This is a genomic window from Kineococcus gurbantunggutensis, from assembly GCF_050871925.1.
In the GTDB taxonomy this organism is placed as follows: domain Bacteria; phylum Actinomycetota; class Actinomycetes; order Actinomycetales; family Kineococcaceae; genus Kineococcus.
In genome coordinates, this window is record NZ_JBJLSG010000014.1 from 1 (window position 1) to 23,384 (window position 23,384).

16 protein-coding genes and 1 pseudogene are annotated in these 23,384 nt (G+C 75.3%); 9 read left to right on the plus strand and 8 right to left on the minus strand.

From position 1 onward, the window contains the following. Positions 1–62: 62 nt before the first annotated feature. From ACRYR7_RS04160 to ACRYR7_RS04170, 3 genes are all read left to right on the plus strand, one after another. A complete protein-coding gene (locus ACRYR7_RS04160; protein ID WP_432570804.1) occupies positions 63–4,178 on the plus strand; it encodes a fibronectin type III domain-containing protein in 4,116 nt (1,371 codons plus the stop codon). A 491-nt stretch (positions 4,179–4,669) separates the two neighbouring features. Further along, positions 4,670–5,083, plus strand: a complete 414-nt coding sequence (locus ACRYR7_RS04165; protein ID WP_432570805.1) for a response regulator transcription factor — start codon at positions 4,670–4,672, stop codon at positions 5,081–5,083. Between the two features lie 253 nt (positions 5,084–5,336). Next, positions 5,337–6,068 carry a PAS domain-containing protein gene (locus ACRYR7_RS04170; protein ID WP_432570806.1) on the plus strand — a complete coding sequence of 244 codons (732 nt, stop codon included), beginning with the start codon at positions 5,337–5,339 and terminating at the stop codon, positions 6,066–6,068. A 1,019-nt stretch (positions 6,069–7,087) separates the two neighbouring features. Here the strand turns inward: ACRYR7_RS04170 and ACRYR7_RS04175 are convergent. From ACRYR7_RS04175 to ACRYR7_RS04185, 3 genes are all read right to left on the minus strand, one after another. Next, positions 7,088–7,258 carry a DUF1059 domain-containing protein gene (locus ACRYR7_RS04175; protein ID WP_432570807.1) on the minus strand — a complete coding sequence of 57 codons (171 nt, stop codon included), beginning with the start codon at positions 7,256–7,258 and terminating at the stop codon, positions 7,088–7,090. A 539-nt stretch (positions 7,259–7,797) separates the two neighbouring features. Further along, positions 7,798–14,994, minus strand: a complete 7,197-nt coding sequence (locus ACRYR7_RS04180; protein ID WP_432570808.1) for an Ig-like domain-containing protein — start codon at positions 14,992–14,994, stop codon at positions 7,798–7,800. A gap of 356 nt (positions 14,995–15,350) precedes the next feature. Then, entirely contained in the window at positions 15,351–15,518 is a 168-nt protein-coding gene (locus tag ACRYR7_RS04185) for a hypothetical protein (RefSeq protein ID WP_432570809.1), read from the minus strand. 539 nt (positions 15,519–16,057) lie between these two features. On the opposite strand from ACRYR7_RS04185, the gene ACRYR7_RS04190 reads away from it, so the two are divergent. Further along, complete coding sequence (locus tag ACRYR7_RS04190; protein WP_432570810.1) at positions 16,058–16,615, plus strand: GAF domain-containing protein; 558 nt, start codon at positions 16,058–16,060, stop codon at positions 16,613–16,615. Between the two features lie 19 nt (positions 16,616–16,634). Here ACRYR7_RS04190 and ACRYR7_RS04195 read toward each other — a convergent pair. Continuing rightward, positions 16,635–17,422, minus strand: a pseudogene (locus tag ACRYR7_RS04195) (DDE-type integrase/transposase/recombinase). Between the two features lie 184 nt (positions 17,423–17,606). Here ACRYR7_RS04195 and ACRYR7_RS04200 point away from each other — a divergent pair. From ACRYR7_RS04200 to ACRYR7_RS04210, 3 genes are all read left to right on the plus strand, one after another. Further along, positions 17,607–18,335 carry a hypothetical protein gene (locus ACRYR7_RS04200; RefSeq protein ID WP_432570811.1) on the plus strand — a complete coding sequence of 243 codons (729 nt, stop codon included), beginning with the start codon at positions 17,607–17,609 and terminating at the stop codon, positions 18,333–18,335. After that, the gene (locus tag ACRYR7_RS04205; RefSeq protein WP_432570812.1) at positions 18,332–19,504 is read left to right on the plus strand and encodes a PrsW family intramembrane metalloprotease; all 1,173 of its coding nucleotides are present in this window, start codon (positions 18,332–18,334) and stop codon (positions 19,502–19,504) included. Before ACRYR7_RS04200 ends, ACRYR7_RS04205 begins: the two co-directional genes overlap by 4 nt. Positions 19,505–19,624: 120 nt before the next feature. Further along, positions 19,625–20,062 (plus strand): protein-tyrosine phosphatase family protein, encoded by a 438-nt coding sequence (locus tag ACRYR7_RS04210; protein ID WP_432570813.1) that lies wholly within the window; start codon positions 19,625–19,627, stop codon positions 20,060–20,062. A gap of 70 nt (positions 20,063–20,132) precedes the next feature. On the opposite strand, the gene ACRYR7_RS04215 is transcribed toward ACRYR7_RS04210, so the two are convergent. Continuing rightward, complete coding sequence (locus ACRYR7_RS04215) at positions 20,133–20,609, minus strand: hypothetical protein (protein WP_432570814.1); 477 nt, start codon at positions 20,607–20,609, stop codon at positions 20,133–20,135. A gap of 155 nt (positions 20,610–20,764) precedes the next feature. Between ACRYR7_RS04215 and ACRYR7_RS04220 the strand changes: the two genes are divergently transcribed. Continuing rightward, entirely contained in the window at positions 20,765–21,187 is a 423-nt protein-coding gene (locus tag ACRYR7_RS04220; RefSeq protein ID WP_432570815.1) for a hypothetical protein, read from the plus strand. Between the two features lie 452 nt (positions 21,188–21,639). After that, entirely contained in the window at positions 21,640–21,978 is a 339-nt protein-coding gene (locus tag ACRYR7_RS04225) for a hypothetical protein (RefSeq protein ID WP_432570816.1), read from the plus strand. 96 nt (positions 21,979–22,074) lie between these two features. On the opposite strand, the gene ACRYR7_RS04230 is transcribed toward ACRYR7_RS04225, so the two are convergent. From ACRYR7_RS04230 to ACRYR7_RS04240, 3 genes are all read right to left on the minus strand, one after another. Further along, positions 22,075–22,512, minus strand: coding sequence for an alpha/beta hydrolase (locus ACRYR7_RS04230; protein WP_432570817.1), 438 nt, complete (start codon positions 22,510–22,512; stop codon positions 22,075–22,077). Between the two features lie 236 nt (positions 22,513–22,748). Further along, positions 22,749–23,135 (minus strand): type II toxin-antitoxin system death-on-curing family toxin, encoded by a 387-nt coding sequence (locus tag ACRYR7_RS04235; protein WP_432570818.1) that lies wholly within the window; start codon positions 23,133–23,135, stop codon positions 22,749–22,751. Continuing rightward, entirely contained in the window at positions 23,132–23,329 is a 198-nt protein-coding gene (locus ACRYR7_RS04240) for a DNA-binding protein (RefSeq protein ID WP_432570819.1), read from the minus strand. The genes ACRYR7_RS04235 and ACRYR7_RS04240 overlap by 4 nt, the downstream gene beginning before the upstream one ends. Positions 23,330–23,384: the final 55 nt, after the last annotated feature.

Here is a 23,384-nt window from a genome sequence, read left to right on the forward strand (position 1 = left end):
CGGCCGATCCCCGGAGTGTCCCCCGGCACCGGGTCGGGGCCGTTCCGGTGCGAGGTGCCCCGATGCTCAACCGAAGGACGACACGCGCCGCGGCCGCCGCGGCGGCCGCGGCGACCGTGCTGACCCTCTGGACTCCGCCCTTCCTGGTCGAGGCGGGACTGGCCGGCAGCGGCCGCGCAGCGGCCGCCGTGGTCACGAGCGTCCCCACCGGGGTCCGGGTCGACGAGGGCAGCGCCAGGCTCTACGTCACCTGGAACGCCAACACCGACGCGGCGACGGGCTACCAGGTCGTGTACGTGCCCTTCTCGGGCTTCTCGACCAACGACCGCACCGTCGCCGTCCAGGGTCGCGGCACCACCGCGGCCTCCCTCACCGACGTGGTCAACGGCGTGCAGTACAAGGTGCAGGTGCGTGCCGTCTACGCCGACGGCACCACCTCGGCGCTGACCGCGGCCGTGTACGGCACCCCCGCCTCCAGCAGCGCCAACACCCCCGCCCAGCCGCGCGGCGTGCGCGCCACGGCCGGGCAGACGCGGGTGGACCTGTCTTGGGACGCCGGCCCCGGCGGGGATGGGCGCACGCGCGTCGACGTCTACCGCGGCGGCACGTTCCTGGCCTCCGTGGCCACCCCGGCGACCACCTACGCCGACACGGCCGTCGTCCCGGGCACCAGCTACAGCTACCACCTCGTCGCCGTCAACGGCTCGGCGAGCACCCGCAACACCTCGGACCCCTCCGCCACGGTCACCGCCACGCCGTTCGACACCCTCGCCCCCGCGGCGCCGCAGGGCGTGAGCGCCACGGCTGGCGACACGCGCTCGACGCTGACGTGGACGGCGAACACCGAGGCCGACCTGGACCACTACCTCGTCACCGGGGCCGGCGCGACCGTGAAGGTGCCCAGAGGCACCACGTCGCGCGAGTACGCGGACCTGGTCAACGGCACGACGTACACGTTCACCGTCGTCGCCGTGGACAGGGTCGGCAACGAGTCGGCCGCCGCGAGAACCAGCGTCGTCCCGCTCGACCGCACGCCGCCGGACACCCCGACCGGCCTGGCGGTCACCGCCGAGGACCGCGCCCTCGCGGTGCGCTGGAACGCCTCTACCGCCCCCGACGTCGCCTCCTACCAGGTCCACCGCGACGGCGTGCTCGCCGCCACGGTGCCCGTCGGCACGACCACCGCCCGCCTGACCCCGCTGGCCAACGGCACCGCCCGCAACGTCCGCGTCTCCGCCGTGGACCGCGCCGGCAACGAGTCCCCGCTGAGCGCCGCGGTCACCGCGACGCCCCGCGACACCACCGCGCCCGCCGCCCCGGCGGGCGTCGCCGCCGCCGGCGGCGACCGGCAGGCCACCGTGTCGTGGACCGCCGGCGGCGAGTACGACGTGGCGGGCTACGACGTGCTCGACGCGGCCGGAGCCGTGGTGGCCAGCGTGGCCGCCCCCGCCACCACCGCCACCCTCACCGGGCTGGTCAACGGCCGGGCGACCACGTTCACCGTGGTGGCCCGCGACACCTCCGGCAACACCTCCGCGCGCAGCCTGCCGGTGAGCGTGACCCCGCAGGACGGCGACGCTCCCGACGCCCCGCAGGGCGTCACCGCCACCGCGGGCGACCGCAGCGCCGCGCTGTCCTGGACCGCGAACGGCGAGAGCGACCTGGCCCGCTACGAGGTGCTGGACGCCTCCGGCGCCGTCGTGGCCACCGTGCCGGCACCGGGCACCTCGGCGACCGTGACCGGCCTGGTCAACGGCACCGCGACCTCCTTCACCGTGGTGGCCCGCGACACCTCCGGCAACGTCTCGCTGCGCAGCGCCCCCGTCCCCGTCACCCCGCGCGACGCGGTCGCCCCCGCGGCCCCCACCGGCGTCGCCGCCGCCGGCGCGGACCGCAGCGCCACCGTGTCGTGGACCGCGAACACCGAGCAGGACGTCGCCCGCTACCTGGTGCTGGACGCCTCCGGCGACGTCGTCGCCGTCGCCGTCGCCCCGGCCACCTCGGTCACGGTGCCGAACCTCGTCAACGGCCAGGTCTCCACCTTCACCGTCGTGGTGCGCGACACCTCCGGCAACCTCTCTCCGCGCAGCGCGGCCGTCACCGTCGTCCCTCGCGACGGCAACGCCCCGGCCGCGCCGCAGGGCGTCAGCGGCACCGCCGGTGAGGAGCGCGCCACGGTCTCCTGGGCACCGAACGCCGAGAGCGACCTGGCCCGCTACGAGGTCCGCGACGCCTCCGGCACCGTGGTCGCCAGCGTCGCGCCCTCCACCACGTCCGCGGTGCTCACCGGCCTGGCCAACGGCACCACCTACCAGTACAGCGTCTTCGCGGTCGACACCTCCGGCAACGCCTCGCCCGCGAGCGTGCCCACGATCGTCCGCCCCGCGGACAGCACCGCCCCCGCCGCCCCGGCGGGCGCCGCGACCACCGCCGGCGACGCCTCGGCGGTGGTCACCTGGACCGCCTCGGCCAGCGGCGACGTCGAGCGCTACGAGGTCCTCGACCAGACCGGTGCCGTGCGGGCCACCGCCCCCGCGGGCAGCACCAGCACCACCGTCACCGGGCTGAGCAACGGCACCACCTACACCTTCACGGTCGTGGCCGTCGACGCCGCCGGCAACCGCTCGGCCGCGGCCCCCGCCGGCACCGCCACCCCGCAGGACCCGGCCCCCGCCGTCCCCGCCGGCGTCACCCCCACCGCCCGCGACGCCTCGGTGGCGCTGGCGTGGACGGCCGTGCCGGGCGCCGCGAGCTACGAGGTGCGCGTCGACGGCGTGGTCACCGCCACCGCGACGTCCCCGGGTGCGCTCCTGACCGCCCTCGTCAACGGCACCGAGTACCGCTTCAGCGTCCGCGCGCTCTCCGCCGCGGGCGTGCACGGCGGCTGGTCCGCCGAGGTCGTGGCGACCCCGCGGGCGGCCACCGTCGGGGTTCCGGCCGCCGGTGCCGGTGGCGGCGCCGGCACCGCCGCCACCCGCGACGGGCGCTTCTTCCTCTTCGGCACCGCCGCGCCCCTGGAGGCCGGCGACACCAACACCGCCCACGAGCTGTACGTGCGCGATGCCAGCACCGGGGCCAGCACCCGCCTGGACCCCACCGGCGCCGGCACCGACCTCAACGCCAGCGAGGTCGCCCTCAGCGCCGACGGGCGCTACGCGGTGGTCACCACCTCGGTGTCCAAGGCGCCCGGGGACACCAACGCCAAGCTGGACGTGTACCGCGTGGAGCTGGCCACGAGGACCTGGGAGCTGATCAGCGCCCCGGGCACCGGCACCACCGGCAGCACCGGCACGGCGGCCGGCACGCTGCTGGAGCGCGACTACCGGGTGTCCACCACCGCCCCCAGCGTGGCCCTGTCCGCCGACGGGCAGCAGGTGTTCTTCTTCTCCGCGCGCACCGACCTGGTGCCCGGGGACACCAACAGGGCCATCGACCTGTTCCGCCGCGACATGGCCACCGGTGCCATCACACGGGTGTCCACCGACTCCACCGGCGCGCAGCTGGGCGCCGGCGCGGTCGGCTCGGCGCTGGCGATCACCCCGGACGCGCGGTTCGCGGTGTTCGTGGCCAAGTACCAGGACATCCGGGTGCTGTGGCGCAAGGACCTGGCCACCGGTGAGCTCGCGGTGGTCTCGGGCACGGGCACCTGGCGCTCGCTGAGCGAGGCGCACCCGGTGAGCGTGGACGCGCACGACGTGGCCATCAGCGACGACGGGCGCTACGTGGCCTTCAGCGCGCGCAGCACCGCCTTGACGCCCAGGAGCATCGAGTACCTGGCCTACCGCCGCGACATGAGCAGCGCGCAGATCCTGCGGGTGGGGGTCCCCACCCAGGTGAACACCTGGGAGCACCAGGTGGCCCTGGATCCCAGCGGGCGCTACGTGTTCTTCCAGACCGCGGCCAACGTCGGTGCCGATGTCGATGGGCGCACCGACTGGTACCGGCGCGACACCGCCGCCGGGCCGGGCGCTGCGCTGGTGCTGGTGACCTCCCAGGCCTCCGGCGCGCCGGGGGCGCGGGTGGAGGGGGCCGATGCGTGGGGCTCGTTGCAGGTGCTCTCCGGTGAGCGGGTGGTGGTGGCCACGCTGCAGGCGCTGGTGCCGGCGGACACCAACGCCCGGGTGGACCTGTACGGCAAGGACCTGACCACCGGGGCGGTGAGCCCGGCGATCGGCTGAGGTGCTCGGGGTGCGGGTGGTGGACCGACCGGCCCACCACCCGTCCGTCCTTTCACCTGCGCTCCTTGACCCTGCGCTTCACGGCGCCCCGCCGTCCCTGAGCAGGACCAACGCCTGCTTCCCCGGCCCGTTCAGCGCGGCCGCCACGTGCGTTCACCGCCGGAGGTCGCCGCGCGGTGGGTTCGTGCGGTTCCTCCCGGCGCACGCCCTGCTCGGGGGCTTGGGGGCTTGGGGGCTCGGGGGCTCGAGTCGCGGTGCACGCGCTCGTCCGAGACACCTTCGTGCTCTCCGGCATCAGCGCGCGAGATCACGGCGAGACGGCTGCAGGGGTGCTGCCCGGCCGCGCGTGCACCCGGTCGGTGATGCGGACCCTCCCGCGCTGCAGGCCCCCACCGCGTGGACAGCGCTGATGCGGGCCGCTAGAAAGGTGCCGGTGCTGATCCATCAGCGGTGCCCCCCTCCTGCCGGCGGCGACTGGCGGGGACCGACTCGTGGGTGAGGGCGACGAAGCGCTGGCGATGACGCTGTGGCCGCACCTGCTGGAGGCCATCGCCGCCGGTGATCACCGCATGGTGCTGCACTCGCGCAGCGGCAGGCGGGTCGTCGTGCTCGCCGAGGACGAGCTGCTGCGCCTGGAGACGCAGTTGAAGGAGCTGATGAGCGCCCCGCGCGCGCAGGTCGGCACCAACCACCTCACCGCTCGCGAAGCGCAGATCCTGCAGTTGGTGGCTTCCGGTCTCAGCGGCGCCGACATCGCCGACCAGCTCGGTCTGTCCACCCACACGATCGCCCAGCACCTGGCCACCGCGCGCCGCAAGTACGGGGTGCGCAGCAGCGCCGCTGCCGTGGACGCCGCCCGCCGCAGCGGTCACCTCCCCGCCGAGGCCCCGCAGCAGGGGCAGTGAGCACTTGAACGGCGCGGTGCAGGTGGTGGGTGCGCAGGGCGCGGCGGGGCGTGCTGCGCCGGCGCGCCTGGCGCGCCGGTCACCGGTCGGTCAGCAACCGTGTCCCTCGAAAAGGGGGTGCCGCGTCGGCGACGCTGGACGCTGCGGACGCCCCACCCGGTGCTATGCACGTGAGCAGCGGCAGGACACCTGGCGCAGCGGTACGAGGTGCACGAGGTGCACCGGAGCAAAGAGGTGGGAGAGGCAGGGCAGGGTGAGCAGCTCGCACGGGGAGAGGGAGCGCCAGGCGCGGGCGCGGCAGGTGCGCGATGCCGTGCGGCAGATGTGGGGCGAGGAGATGCCACCCACCGAGGAGCCGGACCTGTCGGTCTTCGACGACGCGGTCTCGATCGACGACGAGCGCGGCAGGGGCCGTGGACTGGTCGTCCAGGGCGACGGGCTGAGCCACCAGGTGCTGGCCGACCTGCTCAGCGCCCACCCCGACGCCCGCAGGTTCCTGCCCCAGGAGCTGATCGCCCAGCTGAGCCCGCTGCTGCAGCGCCCACGCACCCAGTCCCCAGGTGCCCGGTCCTCAGGTGCCCAGTCCCCCTCGAACTCACCGGGTGAGCCGGTCGATCGCAGCGCCGACGACGCGCTCTCGGGGGTCGGTGTGCTGCTGGATCCGCAGGTGGGTGCCTGGGAGCTGAACTACCGCAGCGGCACCTTGTCCTGGGACGAGCAGTGCGCGGCGCTGCTGGACCTGCACACCCGCGCCGGTGACCGGTTGGAGGCCCAGCTGAGCAGCTGGGTGCACCCCGAGGACCGCGAACGCGTGGCGCAGGCGCTGGCTCGTGCCGTCGACAGCGGCCAGCGGTACGAGGCGCGCTTCCGGGTGCGCATGGGCGACGGCTCCTACGCCTGGCGCCTGAGCAGCGGGCGCGTGATCGACCTGACCAGCGACTCCGGTCCGCGCATCATCGGGGTCATCGCCGCGTTGCCGGACTGAGCGTCGTTGCGTGGGCGGCGCGAACGCTGCTGCCACCGCTGCACCGGCTCGCCCGTGCCCGCCGAGCACCCCGGCCAGTGCCTGCGCTCGGGACCGGGGTGGGGGCCGTCACGCTGCGGGGACCTTGAGTGTGGTCGTGGTCGTGGTCGTGGTCGTGGTCGTGGTGCCGTTGCCGGCGGGCGCGGCGCGGGTGGTGCCGTGCCGCCTCTGGCCGAGCGCACTAACCCTGGCGACCGCTCACCGCTCGCAGGTCGTGGGCCTTGGATGAGGAGCGCAGCAGGCCGGGCGAAGGTCAGGCGGAGAAGGGCCCAGCCGGGGGAGCTCGCCAGGTGGCAGGTCGGCTCGTCGTGGTCTGCGCGGCATCGTCAGGTGCAGGGGGGCCGGTGATGACGCCCCGGGTCCTGGCCGAGCACCGGCGTCCGGCGTCCGCCGTGCTCCGTCTGCTGCTGCTCACACCGCCAGGCATCATCCGGACGCCCTGACACAGCGCAGCAGTCGGCTGCTGCTTGGCCCCTCGCTTGGTGCGCTGATCGGTGCGATCGAGGAGCGCTGCACTGCAACGACCCGGTACGCCTGCATCAGGCTCGTCCGGGCCGATCCAGTGGCGCCCACTGCCCACGCGCTCGGCGCCAGTGCCACCTGAACACCGGCGTCTCAGACGCGACGTCGTTCTCCTCCAGAGTTCCTGCACGGTGCGGGCGTGGGCGGCGCGAGGCTTGCCATCGGCCAGCCCGCGGCCAGGGGTGCCCGGTGGGCACCCCTGGCCCGGCTCGGGGACAGGTGGTGAACACGGCCCGGTGCTGCGGGCCGGTGGCGGTACGCACCGACCCACCGGTACCCACCGACACCCACCGGTGGGTACCGGTACGCACCTGCGGCGTGCTGCGGGGCAGTTGCCTCCAGCGGCCGGTGCTCAACCTGGCGTCCCAGTTGCCGCAGTGGGCTGCTGCGGTGGGTCGAGGACCAGGTGGCGGGCGGGATGGGGCCGGGGCGGGTGCGTAGGTTGCGGCGTGCGGCCCTCAGGCGTCGACCATGGCGGCGTCGACCTGCGCCACGAGCTCGGCCGGCACCTGGCTCAGACCGTGCTCGGCGCGGGCGTGAGCGGCCACCGCCAGCAGGATCTCGTCGGCGGAACCGGTGAAGGCGCGCGTGCAGCCGGGCACCACGTCACCGCAGCGGAACTTCTTCATCGTGGTCTGCTTCTCCTGATCTCATCGTCACTGCTGATCGTTGGTGCTGGGTGAGAGTGCTGAGCACTGGCGCTCGGCAGCGGCCCGGTGGTCCGGTCGCGCGCCCAGGCCCACGTCCCGGAGGCCGGCCACGGCCTCGCAGCCGACCACCGTGCCGCTGGTCGACTCCGCCGCCGGTGCGGTGCGCCCGGTGCGGTGTGCCCGGTCCGGTGCTGCTCAACGGCATCGCCGGGTGGTGCGCACCTGCTGGCTGTTCAGCAGCACCTCGACGGCCCGCACCGGTGGGCCCTTCAGGTGCGGGCCACGCTCGTGCAGCCACTGCTGCAGGAGCGTCGGCCCGCAGGTGCGGCGGTGTGCGGCCAGGCGCCCACCCCGGCCCCGGTGGTGCGCATCACCGGGGCCGGTGACGAAGGAGTCGTCAGGAGGCGCACGCGCACGTCAGGGTCCACGGCGACGTGCCGGCAGATGGCCGCACCTCGGCAGGAGGACCCGCCGGGAGGATCCCGGTCGGCGGACCCGAGGGGTCTTCCCGGCCGGGCTCACGCCGTGGGCCGTTCGCCGTCCGCGGTACCTGACGGGCCCCTGCCCGGTGCGGCACCGCCCGTGCGCCGCGCCGCCCGCGCTTTGCTCGTGCCGCCGGCCGGGGCCGCGGAGCGCTGCGCCTGCTCGGAGGTGCCTCGTGCCGGGGCCTCGCGGGGTGCCCGCGCCGAGCGGGGGGCCGCGTCGGCCCCGCGCGCGGCGGGAACGGTGGGCGCACCCGCCCGCACCGGCGCCGGCGGCCGCCGGGTCAGCAGGACCAGTGCCGCGCCGAGGACCAGCAGAGCCGCCCCGAGGTGCAGGGCGCGCAGGTCGGCGCCGGTGTGCGCCAGGCGCTGTGCGGCCGGCCCGCGCACCGGCGACGCGGTGCGGGAGCCGGTCGCGCCCGGAACCCGGGCGGTGCTGCCGCCGGCGACCGCCGTGCCCGTGCGGGCGCCGGTGGCCGTGCCGAGCGCACCGGCTGCAGCGGTGCCGGGCGCGCGCCCGCCGCCCGTGCCCGGGGTGCCCGGGGTGCCCGGGGTGCCCGGGGTGCCCGGGGTGCCGGGGGTACCGGTGCCGGGGGTGGGCGTGCCGGGGGTACCGGTGCCGGGGGTGCCGGGGGTGCCGGGGGTGCCGGTGCCGGGGGTTCCCGTACCGGTGCCAGGGGTGCCGCTGCCCGGGGTGGGCGTGCCGGTGGGGGGCGTCTCCGGGTCGCCGACCGGGTTGATGACCCGCACCAACTGCGACATCGAGCGGTACGGGGGCACCTGCACGGCCTCGGCCAGCAGGCGGGCGCCGCTGCCTGCCGACAGCAGGCGCAGCCCGCTGCCGGTGCCCGTGCCGGACGCCGACCGCTGCTGCTGCACCAGCTCGTACGCCACCGTCTGCTCGGCGATCAGCGACTGCACGCCCTCGAGGTGAGCGACCATGCCGAGCGTCCAGGTGCCGTCGGCGCCGACCGTGGCCGAGCCGATGGCGTCGCCGCGACCGCGCCGCACGACGATCGAGCCGCCCGGGTGGCCGGTGCCGGAGATGAGGATCTCCTCGTCGTCGCTCACGTGCAGGTCCTGCGGGGTGGTGATCAGCGGCCCGGTGGGTGCCTGCGGGTCGACGGTCACGACCATCGGGGGCGCTTCGGCCCGCAGGGTGCCCATCGTCTGCACCGCGGTGAGCAGGTTGTCGCCGACCTGCAGGTCCGCTGCGGGCGTCAGCTGCCAGCGGCCGTCGGGGCGCACCGGGGTGGTGCCCAGGACGACGCCGCCGGAGGTGCGCACCGTCAGGGTCGCGCCGGGCTCGCCGGCACCGCCCAGCACCGGCCGGTACAGCGGGGAGACCGCACCGTCGGTGGGGGTGTCGAACGTCGGGGCGGTCCACGCCGCCGGGTCGACGACGACGGTGGTGGTGCCCGAGGTCTCCGCGCCGCCGCTCAGGCCCGGCTGGCTGGCGACGAGGGCGTGCGTCCCGGGCGTCAGCGCCGGGTCGGGCGCGGTCAGCCAGCGCCCGCCGTCCATGACGGTGGCGGTGGCCACGACCCCGGAGGCGTCGCGCAGCGTGACGGTCGTGCCGGGGCGGCCGGTGCCGCCGACGACCAGGCGGCCGTCGCGGGTGCGGGTGCCGTCCAGCGGCGTGGTGATCGTCACCGCGGACTGCGCCAGGGGAGCGCGCACCGTGACGGGCACGGCCTCGGAGGTGGTCGTGGTCCCCCCGCCGGCCGGCTGCTGCACGGCCGTCAGCGTCGGGCTCGTGCCGGCGCTCAGGCCGGTCAGCGTCGCCGCCCAGCGCCCGCCGGTCACCGTGGCCGTGGCGGCGGGGCGGCCGTCGACGAGCACGGTCACCGTGGCGCCCTCCAGGCCGGTGCCCGCCACCACGAGCGGTGCGGTGACGGTGGACCCGCGCACCGGCCGGCGGATGACGGGGGCCGCGTCGAGCGGGACGACGTCGAAGGAGACCCCGGTGGCCGGGGAGGTGAGCCCGGCCGGGCCGGTCTGGAGCACGGACACGGCGTGCCGGCCCGGGGTGAGCGCCGGGGAGGGCGTCACGGTCCAGGTGCCGTCGGCGGCCACGGTGGTGCGGCCGAGCTCGACGCCGGCCTCGCGGACGACGACCACGGCGCCGGGCGAGCCGGTGCCCCGCACGAGCGCGGGCTGCTGGACGGTGCCGCCGTCGGCCGGCGAGGTCACCCGCGGGGCGCTCAGCGCGGTCAAGGGCGTGCTGGGGACGGTGGTGGACGGGTTCGGGGACGGGGTGGTGGACGGGTCGGGGGAGGGCGTGGTCGGCGGGGTCGGCGTGGTCGTGGTGCTCGTGACCACCAGGACGACCTCCCGGGAGGGCTGCGAGGTGGTGCCCTCGACGCTCTGCGTCGCGGTGATGACGTGCGCGCCCGGGGCCAGGGCCTCGGGGAGCTGCACCGCCCACTCGCCGTCGCGGACGACGGCGGTGCCGGCGGGGGTGCCGTCGACGAACACCTGCACGGTGGCGCCGTCGGTGCCGGTGCCGCTGACCTCCCGCACCGGGGTGCCCGTCGCGCCGCTGCGCGGGGAGGTGACGGCGGGGGAGGCGGTGCCGGCGCCGTCGAGCGGGGCCAGGACGGCGAGCACGACCGCGGGGGAGGTCGCGCCGTCCGCGCTCTGGGTGGCGGACACGAGGACCAGGCCGCGCGCGCCGGTGACGCGCACGCCCCAGGTGCCGTCCGCCGCGACGGTCACCGCGGGCTGCGGCTCGCCCCCGACGGACAGGACGACCCGGGCGCCGGGGGTGCCGGTGCCGGTGACGGTGAAGTCCTCCTCGACGTCCGCGCCCTGCGCGGGCGCGGTGATGGTCGGCGCGGCCGGCGCCCGGGGGGTGCCGGTGGCCGCCTCGACGGTCACGGTGACGGCGTTGGACGGCCCGGACACCGCGCCCTGCGCGTCGCTGTGGCGGGCGGTGAGGACGTGCCGGCCCGGGCTCAGCGCCGCGGTGAGGGCCCAGGCGCCCCCCTCGACGGTGGTAGTGCCGGCGGGGGCGCCGTCGACGAACAGGGTCAGCACGGTGCCGTCGACGCCGGTGCCGGCGATCCGCGAGGAGGTCGCGACGGTGCTGCCGTCGGCGGGCTCGGTGATCTCCGGCGCGGCCAGCGCGGCGGGCGGCGCCGGGTCGGCGACGGTGAGCACGACGGCGCCGGACAGCGGCGACGTGCGGCCCTCGGCGTCGATCGCGCGGGCGGTCAGGACGTGCTGGCCGGTGGCCAGGTCGGGGCGCACGGTCCAGCCGCCGTCGCCGTCCGCGGTGGTGGTGCCGACGGCGCTGGCGCCGTCGTGGAGCACCACGGTGGTGCCGGCCGGGGCCGAGCCGCTGACGACGACGGGGCGCTGCACCCGCCCGCCCGTGGGCGAGGTGATGGTGGGCGCGTCCGGGGCGTCGGGCGCGGGGGGCGCGGCGGTGGCGGTGACGGTGAACGGCACGGAGGCGGTCGGCAGCGAGGTGTTGCCGGCGGCGTCCTGCTGGGTGGCGCTGAGGACGTGCGGGCCCGCGGGCAGCGGCGTCGTCGGCGTCAGCGACCAGGTGCCGTCGTCCCGCACGCGGGCGCGGCCGAGGGCGGTGCCGCCCTCGCTGACCGTGACGGTGGCGCCGGGCTCGCCGGTGCCGGTCACGGTGGTGTCCCCGGGCGCGCTGTCCAGCGCGCGCGGGCTGCTGATCGCGGGCGGCAGCGCGACGGTGTCCACGGTCAGCACGACCGGGGCGGAGGCGGGCGAGCGGTTGCCGAGCTCGTCCACCTGCTGGGCGCTGACGCGGTGCTCACCGTCGGCCAGGGGGTCGAGGTCGGCGCTCCAGGTGCCGTCGCCGCCCGCGGTCGCGGTGGCGGCGGGGGTGCCGTCGAGCAGGACGGTCACGGTGGCGCCGGGCTCGGCGGTGCCGCCCACCTGCGGGGTGGTGTCGCGGGTCGGGCCGGTGGGCACGCCGGTGAGCGTCGGCGCGTCGGCGGTGCGGTCCGCCTCCACCTGCACGGCGGTGGGCGGCGAGGTGTTGCCGGCGGGGTCGATCTGGGTGACCTGCAGCTCGGTGACCCGCCCGTCGGGCAGGTCGGTGCCGGTGGCCCCGATCGTCCAGCGGCCGGTGCCGTCGGCGGTGGTCCTCTCCTCGAAGCCGCCGGGGCCGGTGACGGTCACGGTGGCGCCGGGCTCGGCCAGGCCGGTGATCGCCGGGGTGCCGGTGGCGACGGTGGCGCTGCCCTGCGGGGAGGTGACGAGCGGCGCCGCGGGGGCCCGGGTGTCGACGGTGAAGGTCCGCACGGTGGTGCGCGAGGTGCGGCCGGCGGCGTCGACGGTGACGGCCTCGATCACGTGCGGGCCGTCGCTGAACTCCACCAGGTCCGTGATGTTCCACGGCCCGGCGGGCACGGTGCCCCGGTAGATCTCGCGGCCGTCCTCGTCGACGACGAGCAGGTCGCCGGCCTCGGCGGTGCCGCTCACGGCGACGGGGCCGGGCACGGGGTGGTCGGCGGGCGGGGAGTCGATGGTCGGTGCCTCGGGGGCGGTGGTGTCGACGGTGACCCGGGTCTCGACCCGGCCGGAGCCGTGGCCGGCGGTGTCGGTCGCCGTGGCGGAGATGGTCACCGCGCCCTCGGGCAGGTCGTGGACGAGCAGCGACCAGGAGCCGTTGCCCCCGGTGGTGGTGGTGCCCGCCGGCGCGCCGTTCACCAGGAGGGTGACGGTGGCGCCGGGCTCGGCGCTGCCGCTGACGACGGCGGTGCCGGTGAAGAGCGCGGAGCCGTCGACGGGCGTCTCGACCAGCGGGGCGGCCGGAGCCGTCACGTCCACGGTCACCACGACCGGCGCGGACGTCAGGACGAGCGCGTCGGGCCCGGTGCCGGTGCTCTGGCGCGCGGTGACGACGTGCGCGCCGTCGCCGAGCTCGACCCGCGCGGCCGTCCAGGACCCGTCGGTCCCGACCCTGGCGCCGCTGACGATCAGCTCCTCGCCCGAGTACAGGTCGACGCTCGCGCCCGGCTCGCCCGTGCCCGCGAGGTCGACGCGGCCGTCGGTGTCCGGCGGGTCGACCTGGGCGGCGACCACCGGCTGCGCGACGGGGCCGGTGGCGACGCCCGTGTCGAGGGTGGCGGTGACCGTCGTCTCGCCGGAGGTGTTCCCGGTGTCGTCGCGCTGGGTGACCCCCAGCGTGTTGACCCCCTCGACGAGGGTGCCGGTGACGCTCCAGGAGCCGTCCGGCCCGACGACGACCGGCCTCGCGGCGCCGCCCAGGCCGGTGACGCTCAGGGTGGCGCCGGGCTCGCCCAGGCCGGTGACGGTCACGGCGGCGTCGCGCACGGTGCTGCCGTCGGTGGGCGTGAGCACGACCGGCGCGTTCGGGGCCACGGAGTCCACGGTGAAGCGGACGGGCTCGGAGGTGGCGCTGACGTTGCCGGCCGCGTCGTGCGCGACGGCGGTGACGGAGTGCGCGCCGTCCCCGAGGCGGCCGCCCAGGTCCAGGGTCCACCGGCCGCCCTCGACGACGGCTGCCCGCGGGGCGCCGCCGTCGACGCTGACGAGCACGGTGGCGCCGGCCTCGGTGGTGCCGGCGAGGGCGTCGGGGCCGGTGCGCAGGAACTCCCCGTCGGTCACGGAGGTGACGGCGGGGGCGCCGGGGGCGGTGGTGTCGACGGTGGCCGGGACGGGCGTGGAGGCGGGCGAGGTGTTGCCCGCGGCGTCGGTCGCGGTGGCGGTGAACGTGGTGGTGCCCTCGGGCAGGTTGGCGACCGGCACGTGCCACGTGCCGTCGGCGTGCACCTGCACCGGGCCCCAGGTGGTGGCGGGGGTGCGCCCGTCGGTGACGAGCACGGTGGAGCCGGGCTCGGCGGTGCCGGAGAGGGTCAGGCCGGTGCCGACGTGCGGGCCGGCGGGTGCGTGGATCACCGGCGCCGCCGGGGCGGTGGTGTCGACGGTGACGGTGGTCGCCGCCGAGGCGGGGGAGGTGTTGCCGTCGAAGCCCTGGGTGGCGGTGAAGGTGGTGGTGCCCTCGGGACGCGTCGAGCTGTCGATGCTCCACGTGCCGTCGGGGCCCACGGTGGCCGTGCCCGCGGCGGTGGTCTCGCCCTGGGCGTGCAGCGTCACGGTGGCGCCGGGGACGCCGGAGCCGGTGACGGCGGGGGTGCTGTCGGCGGTGACGGAACCGGTCGCCGGGGAGGCGGTGGCGGGTGCGGGCAGGCTGCAGTCCACGCCGCCGGCCGGGGCGCTGGCGGCCACGCTGAGCGGGAACAGGCCCACGTCGACGGAGGCGGCGGGCCCGACCAGGGGCAGGGGCAGCACGTCGACGCTGACGTCCAGGACGGTGCCGGAGGTCCTGCCGCGCAGGTCGTTCAGGGCCAGCGCGACCCGGCCCAGGCCGGCGGTGAAGGTGCGGGCCTGCGCTCCGGGGACGAGGTCGACGGCTGCGCCGCCGCCGACCCGGACCGTCGCCCGGGGGGCGCTGTACTGCGTCGTCGTCCCGCTGCCGGGGTTCACGCCGGTCAGCCTCGCCTCGGAGAGCGTCACGCTGACCTGCCCGTCCAGCAGGGCCACCGTGGTCCGTCCGCTGGAGCTGGTGGAGGTGACGGCGCGGCGGGCGCCCGTACCGGTCAAGCCGGTGCTCGTGCTGGTGCTCAGCGCGCCGGTGTCGACCACGGAGGCGACGCCGGCGACGGAGACGTCGAGCCCGGTGGTGGTGGTCTCGGTGCGAGCCAGGGGCGTGCCGGCGGGCGCGCACAGGCCGTCGCCGAGCCAGCGCGCGTGCGTGCTCGTGCCCAGGGCGCCCAGCTTCGCGATGCCCAGCAGGTCCAGGCCGGCCAGCTCCTGCGCCCGGGGCGCGGGGTTGTCGGCCGGGGCGGTCTGCTCGTTGGTGCCGACCGGGAGGTTCAGCCCCAGCGCGCCGACGCCCGCGCTGGTCACCGAGGCGCTCGAGCGCGGTGTGCCGGTGCGGTGCGCGGAGCTGGCGCTGCTGCCCAGCGAGACCGCAGCCAGGCTGACACCGCCCAGGACGTCGGCGCGCACGGTCGCCAGGGAGGACGTCGCAGTGCCGGTGTAGGGAGGCGTGGTGGCGCCGGCCACGGGCGTGGTCGCCGCCGCGAGGGCTCGGGCAGCGCCGACGGGGTCGATGAACGTCCCCATCGCCACGGCAGCGCAGGTGAGCGCCGCGATCAGGTGCCGCGGCGCTGCTGCGCGGGTCGGCACGACGCGTCCCCGGGCGGTACGGGGGAGCTTGCCACTCATGGACGCCTCCTCTTGGACGTGCTGGGTCTTCTAGCTGATCGGCGCGCAGTACCTAGTCCTGAATAAAATTGCTAGTCATCTCCAGGCGCGTTGTTAGCCGCCCTGCGCGCATTCGCGCCCGAACCGGACGAGGAGGACCCCTCGTCGTGACCGCGCGCAGCACGCGTGCGGACACAGGTGCACCCGCGCTCGCCGACCCCTGCGGTCGCTGCCCCTGCGCCACCGCAGGACCTGCGCGGTGGCGCTTGACCGCGCAGGAGGGTCCCGGCCTCCGCGCCCCGCTGCTGCACCTGCTGTGCTCGCCCGTGAGCACGCAGCCGACGTCAGCGGGAGCAGCGCCACCTCGTGCCAGCGGCTCAGGTGGCCGGTACCGCTGCGGCCGCCGGTCCTGCTTCACCGGTGGGTGCCCTCTGATCGACAGGGGTGGTCTGGGCGGTCAACGTGAGGCGGACGCGCCGGGCGCTGAGCAGGACCTCGACGTCCTCGACGATGCTGGTGACGATCAGCTGCTGGTGCTGCTCCACGTCGGCTCTCCGGTGGACGGGGGTGCTGGTGGGTGTTCACGGCTCGCGCGCTGGGCGGGACCCGCACGGAGCGGGCGCCGGTGCCGGGGCGGTGGGAACCAGGTGGTGCTGGTGGTGAGGGTTCCCACGGTGCTGCGAGCTGACACCGGGCATCACCCGGACAGCCGCTGAAGGCCCCGGTCGCGGGCACGGTGCGCGGGTGCAAGCACGGTCGCGGTCGTCGGTGCGCTCGGAGCAAGCCCCGGGAAGTGTCCCGAGGAGGGGCGTGGTCCGCCGGTCCGCCGCGACGGGCGGGAGTGCGACGGGCGGGAGTGCGACGGGCGGGAGCGGACGGGCCGGAGCAGGTGGGCGGGAGCGGCTGTGGTGCACGGACCAGGTGCGCAGGTCGAACGCGTGCGCCGAGTGCGTGGAGGGGGCGTGGGTGGGCCGGTGCCGTGCGCGCAGGAGTGCCCGCTTCTGCTCCCTGGTCCGGATTCCGGCTGGCAGGGTCCTCCTCGAAGCGATCGCTGGCACCGCGGGTGCCTCACCCGTGCGGCGCCTTGGCCAGCAGCAGCGGCTCGCCCACCTGGCTGCTGGCGCGCATCCAGGACGGGCAGTGCACGGTGCTGGCGACGCGCTCGCTGCCCTGCGCGGTCATCGCAGATCAGCGAGCCGGTAGCCAGCCCGTTGAGCAGCTCGGTGCTCAGCCCGAAGCGCGGCTCGGTGACCAGCCCAGTGCCTGGGGTGGTGTGCGCCCCAGGGAGCAGACGCCCTGCGCCGACACGATCCGCCACGCCGTGATCGCCGGACTGGGGCCGCAGGTCGCCTCGGATGTGGTCGCGGTGCCCGCCTACGCCGCCCGGCCGGTGGTGCACCGACTGGGCATCGGCACCTGCCTCGGTGTCCCCCTGCGCGGTGCCGGCGGGGAGGTGGTCGGAGTCCTGTGCGGCACCGGCCCGGCACCTGCGGGGGTGCAGGCCTACCGGCACCTGGCGCTGGTGCGCCGGTACGCTGCCGACGTTGCTGCCGCGCTGGAGGGCGACCTGCAGATGCTGCACGAGCAGCGGCGCGCCGATGCCGCCGCACTGGAGCGGCACGGTGAACTGCCCCGTCGTTGACCCTCGTCGGTAGGGGCGATCAAGCCGCGTGAGCGGCGTGGAGGCGTGTCTCGTACTCGATGGGGGTGAGTCGACCCAGCGCCTGCTGGCGACGCCGGCGGTTCAGGACGTTCTTCTGCAGCAGTGTGAAGAAGGACTCTCCCCCACGCCAGGGCCTGGGAGGTGCCCCCAGCGGCGTCGTCCGCGCCGGTACCCACCCGGCCCATCGACCCTCGCGCCCGTGCCGCCGAGATCGCACGCAGGTAGCGGTGTGAGCGGAACTGCCTCCCTGTCGGAGTCAACCGTCAGTTCCAAGGCGTCGGCGTGCCCGTGCAGCGCGAGGGCGTTGGACAGTGCCCGCACCGCCAGATCGGCGGTCATCCGCGCATCCGTGGAGTACCCGACGATGCGGTTGGAGCAGGCGTCCTTGACCGCGCAGAGGTAGAGCTTGCCCTCAGCGGTGGGGTGCTCGGAGGGGGCACCTCCCACGCAGTGGGGGAAGATCGTCCTGGCAGCGTGTCGCGGCCGAAGCAGGCCGTCGCCCGGCGCAGGATCTCGTTCTCCTGCTCCAGCAGCTTGTTGCGTTTGCGCAGCTCGCGCAGCTCGGCATCGGCCTGCGCGGTTGTCGCTGGAGCACCGGGTGAGTCGGTCGGGCCGTCCTCGCGGTCGGCGATCTTCATCCAGCGTCCCGGGCAGGACTCGTCAGATGCCGAAGCTGCGGGCGACCTCGGCGCGCGAGCACCCGCTCTGGCGCGCGACGGCGATTCCCCCACTGCGTGGGAGGTGCCTCTCGTCCCGGCGGAACTCGGCGGGAAAGGGCTTGGACACGGAGCTCATCCTTCCAGCGAGGACCGTGATCCTCACAGGTCAGAGTCAACCGGACCTGGGGCAGTCCCGGGCTCGACCCGGGGCCACTGCGCCGTGCCAGGTGCTGGCGCACTGCTGCCACCCGGGTGTCACCCGCGTGTCACGCCGCGTCGCGGGGCATTGCGCTGGGTGCACCGTGCTGGTCATGCTGGGCGCACGCGGCTCCAGGGGGATGGCCATGGCGATGACCGACCGCACGTCCACGTCCACGGTGCCCGGCCTGCCCGAACTGCCTCGGCGCGAGCCGTACCGCACCTGGCCCGGGACCCTGGCCGTCTTGGCGGTGATCGTCGCCTACCTCGCCACCACGATCACCATCGACGCTCAGATCGACGAACCGCTGCGGCCGGTGCCGGCCGGTGAGCGCCTGCAGGTGGCACCGGGCCTGAGCGTGGTGCCCGACGCCGGCTGGTACCTGGACAGCGCCGGCAGCAGCCAGGACGAGGACAGCGCGCAGGTGCTGCTGGTGGCCGCCGGCGCCCAGCTGAACATCGCCGCCACGCTCTGGAGCGGAACCACCGGCGAGTTCGTCCAGCGCACCCAGGGCATCGAGAGCGAGATCGCCGGTGCGCGGCTGCTGGGTGATGACGCCGCCTTCAGCACCACGGAGCTGTCCGGGGTGACGTACTCCCTGATCACCGCCACCAGCCAGGCGCGGGTGTGGATCGCGGTGGACGAGCAGGCCGATCGCGCCGTGCAGCTCACCGGCTCGGCCACCAGCGAGGTCTTCACCCAGGCCCTGCAGGACATGCAGGAGATGCTCGCCAGCATCCGCGTGCAGGACGCCCAGGGCGATCCAGGCGGTCCAGGCGATCCAGGTGCCTGGGGTTCCTCGGAGGCGCGGGGCGCTCGGGGCGTGGGGGCGGTGGCGTGAGCACCATCGACCTGGAGCAGCCGGCGCGGGTGCGCGGGCCGGTGGGGGTGGACGGCTTCGTCCAGCCGCGCCGGGCCGCGTTCTGGCTGCTGGTGGTCTTCCTGGTCAACGGCGCCTTCATCGTCGGCCCGCTCTTCTACGACGGCTGGCGGGTGGTGCCCACCACCATCGTGCTGGGCCTGCTCGTCTGGGGCGCCTACACCGCGATCCCGCTGCTGTTCTTCCGCTGGCTGGACCTGTTCGCCCAGCACCCCCCGCTGGGCTTCGCCCTGGCCTTCGCCTGGGGCGGGCTGGGCGCGCTGTACCTGGCCGTCCCGGCCAACACCGCCATCATCTCGGCGCTGTCCAAGACGCGGGGGCCCACCTGGCCGTGGATCGCGGCCATCGCCGGGCCCAGCACCGAGGAGTTGCTGAAGGTCCTCGGCGTGGTCCTGCTGGTCCTCATCGCGCGCACCCAGTTCCGCACGATCCTGTCCGTGGTCGTCATCGGCGCCGTGGTCGGCCTGGGCTTCCAGGTGATCGAGGACTTGGACTACACCCTGAACACCGCCTTGAGCGCCGACAGCGCCAACCAGGTGGTACCCGTGCTGAGCATGCTCTTCGGGCGCGGGGTGCTCTCGGGGCTGTGGAGCCACACCCTGTTCACCTCCGTCGCCGCCTTCGGCGTCGGCTACGTCGTGGCCCGCCCGCGCGTTGCGCTGGCCCGGCGCCTGGCGGTGGCGATCGGCTGCTTCGCGCTGGCGTGGAGTTTCCACTTCCTGTGGAACTCCCCGCTGCTGCTGGGCGCGTGGTGGACGATCCCGCTGCGCGGGGTGCCGCTGCTGGCCGTCGGGGCGCTGCTGTGGCGACTGGCCGGGCGTGAGGAGGCCAGCACCTTGAGCGTGCTGGCCGAGCACTACGTGCACGACTCGCAGGTCCTCACCGACGACGAGCGTGCCGCGCTGGCCTCGCTGCGCCGCCGGCGGGCGTTGCGCCGGGCGGTGCGCAGGCAGCACGGGCGACGTGCCGCGCGGCTGTACCACCGCCTGCAGCGCGCGCAGCTGCACGCGGTGATGGTGCACGGGCAGTACGGCGCTGGTGAGCGCGCGCAGCAGGCCGAGCTGGAGGTGAAGCTGCTGCGCTCGCGCTACCGCACCACTACGACCCGGGGCCGCGTGGTCAGCGCGTGAGCACCGGCTGCACCAGGCGGGGTGCCCAGCTCATCGGTGGCGGACTCGCGCCGGGCACCTCGGCCGTGTCCGTGACGTCGTGGCTGTTTCCTGCGGCGGGGTCGTGCCTACGGTGCTGCAGTGAGCGGATCGTGGAACCGGGATGTGCCGGGTGTGCTGATCCTGCCCAGCGGGCGGCTGGTGCGAGGGCGCGGGCTGCGCGCTGGAACGCCGCCCGGCCCTGTCCCCGAGGTCGGCGTGTACCTGCTGGGCAGGACGCCGGCGCCCGTGCCGTGGCCGTCGCGGTGGGTGCGCTGGCCGGACTTCTGGGTGCCCACGGATCGTGCCGGTGCTCTTCAGGCGCTGCGCTGGGCGTGGTGCTCCGCTGAGGGCAGTCGGGTGGAGGTGGCCTGCGCAGGTGGTGCGGGGCGCACCGGCACCGCCCTGGCGTGCCTGGTGGTGCTGGACGGATTGCCGGCGCGGGCGGCCATCGCTCACGTGCGCGAGGCCTACCACCGGGGTGCGGTGGAGATGCCGTGGCAGCGGCGCTACGTGCAGCGCTTCGCCGAGGCTGGGTGACGACCGCCGGTGCTGACTCGATCGCGCGCCCAGCGGGATGACCGTGCGCCCGCCAGTGGCACCAGGGCGCTCAACGCTGCGAGGTGGCCCCCTCCAGCAGTTCGAGCAAGAGCGGTGGCAGCCGGGTGAGGCACTCGTGCGCGCTGGAACCCATCAGGGCACCGGCGCGCTCGGCGGTGGCGCTCAGACCGAGGCCGGCGAACAGCCGGTCCAGGGGGTGGCCCTCCACGTTCACGCCGCTCAAGCGCCAGTCGCCGCCGGCGCTGGCCACGTCATCGTCGTCGACGGCCACGTCGACGAGGTCGACGACGACGTCGGTGCACATGCTGGCCCAGCCCTGCGGCGGCTCCTGGCTGACCGGCAGCGCGGGGAAGCGAGCGGCGAAGTCGTCAGCGGCCGCGCACCAGATGATCTGGCGGTGCCTGTCGGAGGCGCCGGCCGACCCGGGGGCGAACCCGCGCGGGAGCAGGACGGCGTCGATGCTCTCCTGCAGTCGGGCCACGGTGCTCGACTCCTCGCGCTGCGGCACGGGGTCAGTGTCCTGCACGGCGCCGGTGTGCCCGGCGCCCGAGCAGTGCTCCAAGGGGTGGTGCTCTTCGACACGGGCGAACGTCTCGGCTGGTCGTGATCGCGCGTTGAGCACGCCATGACCGCGCGTGTACGGCCCTGGTGGGAGCGGCGCGCATGAAGGATGATCTTGAGATGGCTGATGCTCCACTGCACGTGCGGGCCCGAGTCCGCCACGAGCCGGACCGCTCCTACGCGGTGCTCGTCGAGGGTCCCGAGGGTGAGGTGCTGGTGGGCGCCACCCGATGGACAGGCGAGGTGCGCGCGGTGGCGCGCGAGGACGCGGCCCGGGTCTTCGGCGTGCCGGTGGAGCGCATCGCCGGGGAGCACCTGCAGGTGCTGGTACCCAGGCCGCCGTACGGCGAGGAGGGGCAGTGGGTGCGGGTGGTCCCGGCGGGGGAGTCCACCGACCCGCAGGACCGGCTGGAGGTGGGCACAGCCGGGCAGGCGTCCTGGTTCGGGCCGGAGGCTGCGTGGCTGGTGGTGCTGCCCGGCTCAGGGGCGGGGATGCACCCCAGCGAGCACCTGGACTTCGAGCCGGTGGTGGGCCCTGACTAGGTCGCCGCGCTGGAGCGTCACCTGCGGTCTGGGGAGTCGTCGGAGTAGGTCCTGCGGCCCGCGCAAGGCTCCTGACGATCTTGCGCGGTTCGACAAGACCGTGAGGTCGTCCACGTCCTGGCCAGTGCCATGACCGTGCACAGCACGGCCCGCGGCATGACCGTGACAGGGGCACCACCACCCAGGGTGGCAACGAGCGAACGCCGGACATCCCGGCGCTCGCCTGCCATCGTTCGACCATGAGGAGCGGACGTGGCGTCACGGCTGGGCTGGTTCTGCTGGCTGGGCTGACCGGCTGTAGCGCCGGGCACGTTTACGGCGGTGAACCGCGGACCTCGCCGGCGAGCACAGCACGGGCGAGTGATCACCGCGCCGAGCTCGCCCACGACGCTCAGACCCTCAAGCAGGTCTTCCCCGCCCCCTCCAGCGCGGTCGGTCTCAGCCAGCTCCAGGTGGCGACCGGAGCCGACACCGCCGAGGGGTGGCAGGTGCGGAGCTTCACCGCGGTCAACGGGTTCAACGTCCTACGGGCCGGCGTGCACCACGTGCGCGTGGCTTGCGTCGGCAACGGCTCGCTCACCGTCACCACCCGCCTCGCAGCCGGTACCGCCACGGCGCCGCTGCCGGCATCGAGCACGTCAGGGCAGGCGACGCGGCTGGTCCTGGACTGCACGCCCGAGGGGGCCGTCAGCACGACCGACTTCTCCCTGGTCGATGGGGATCCCGGTGTCGAGTTGGGGGTCCTGCCCGCTGCCGGCACGGTGGCGATGGCTGGCTACGCCATCAGCTGACGACAGGTGCGGTACGGGGACGTCGCGCATTTCGACAAGAGCGTGACGTCGTGGACCACTTGCGACAGCGCGCACAACGCGGGATGGCTGCGCGCTTCAGGGCAGGGTGTCGAGGAAGTCCTCGATCTCGGTCACGACCGTCTGCAGGGCTCGCAAGGAGGCGCCGACTTCTCCGGGGACCTCGATCGAGTGGTCGGCGCCGGCCACCTCGAGCACGCGCTGCCCCCACGCGGCGGCAGCGGCCGCGTCCCAGTACGGGTCGGCGGAGCCGCCGACGAGCAGGGTCGGCGCCGTGGCTCGCTCGGCGGCGCGGCGCACCTGCGGCTCGCGCAGCAGCGGGGTGAGCCAGACGCCTGGCAGGGCGCGCTGGACGGCCAGGGGCAGCAGCCGGGTGCTCAGCGACTTGGCCACCACCAGGTGCGTGCGGGCCCGCACGGCGTCGAGCAGGCCGGGAGCGAGGTCGAGCAGCTGCGCGGGGGTGGGCGGGGTGGGCCAGCGCACGGTGCGCACGCTGAAGCCGCGGCTGTGCAGCAAGCAGGCGGGTGTGGTGCAGCAACGGGGCGTCGCACGTGTAGCCGCGCCCGGGCAGGACGGTGGCGACGTGCTCGCTGCTGCCGTCGTGGGTGTCGACCTCAACCGGTGCTGGTTGTGCCTGCTGCATCCTGGCTCCTGTCCCTCGGCGGGGGGCACCTTGTGAGGTCAGCACCTCGCGCCGGTCGACGGATCCGGGTGGCCGGAGACGTCCTGGCCAGCAGGATGACCGCGCGTTCTCACCCGAGGTGCTGATCGATCACCTTCGCCAGTTCCGCAGCATCGAGATCGCCAGCGGCTACGGCCAGGACCATCTGCTCGGCGTCATCGACGTCCATGACCAGGTCGGTGCCGTTGAGCAGGCAGAAGACGCGCGCCGCGGACCAGGCCAGGCGCTTGTTGCCGTCGACCAGCGGGTGGTTGCGGGCCAGGGAGTGCATCAGGGCGGCGGCCTGGTCAGCCAGGGTGGGGTAGGCCTCGCGGCCGAAGACGGTGGTGCGGGGGCGGGCTGCTGCCGAGGCGAGCAGGCCCAGGTCGCGGACCTGCACGTCCTCGACGACACCGGCGGCGATCTCGAGCAGGTCCTCGGTGGACAGGTGGTCGATCGGGTGCTCTGGCTGGGTCACCGCGCCAGGCGGGCGAGGAGTTCGGCGTCCTCGGTGCGCACCCGGTCGATGGCCGCACGCAGGCGGGCGGGGCGGTCGGAGACGTACTCGCCGATGGCGGTGCGGGCGACTTCTTGCATGGAGCGGCCTTCCTGCTCAGCGCGGCGGCGCAGGGCGTCGGTCTCTTCGTCGGTCAGTCGAAGGGTCATCGCCATGAGCTCATGGTACCGCCGTGGTACCAGTCGGGCCAGGCCGGTGGCCGGGGCGCCG

Bases quoted from the DNA above. Each gene is read 5' to 3' on its own strand.
- ACRYR7_RS04160 (WP_432570804.1), top strand. From the start codon at position 63: ATGCTCAACCGAAGGACGACACGCGCCGCGGCCGCCGCGGCGGCCGCG.
- ACRYR7_RS04175 (WP_432570807.1), bottom strand. From the start codon at position 7,258: ATGAAGAAGTTCCGCTGCGGTGACGTGGTGCCCGGCTGCACGCGCGCC.
- ACRYR7_RS04180 (WP_432570808.1), bottom strand. From the start codon at position 14,994: ATGAGTGGCAAGCTCCCCCGTACCGCCCGGGGACGCGTCGTGCCGACC.
- ACRYR7_RS04200 (WP_432570811.1), top strand. From the start codon at position 17,607: ATGCTGGGCGCACGCGGCTCCAGGGGGATGGCCATGGCGATGACCGAC.
- ACRYR7_RS04220 (WP_432570815.1), top strand. From the start codon at position 20,765: ATGGCTGATGCTCCACTGCACGTGCGGGCCCGAGTCCGCCACGAGCCG.
- ACRYR7_RS04240 (WP_432570819.1), bottom strand. From the start codon at position 23,329: ATGGCGATGACCCTTCGACTGACCGACGAAGAGACCGACGCCCTGCGC.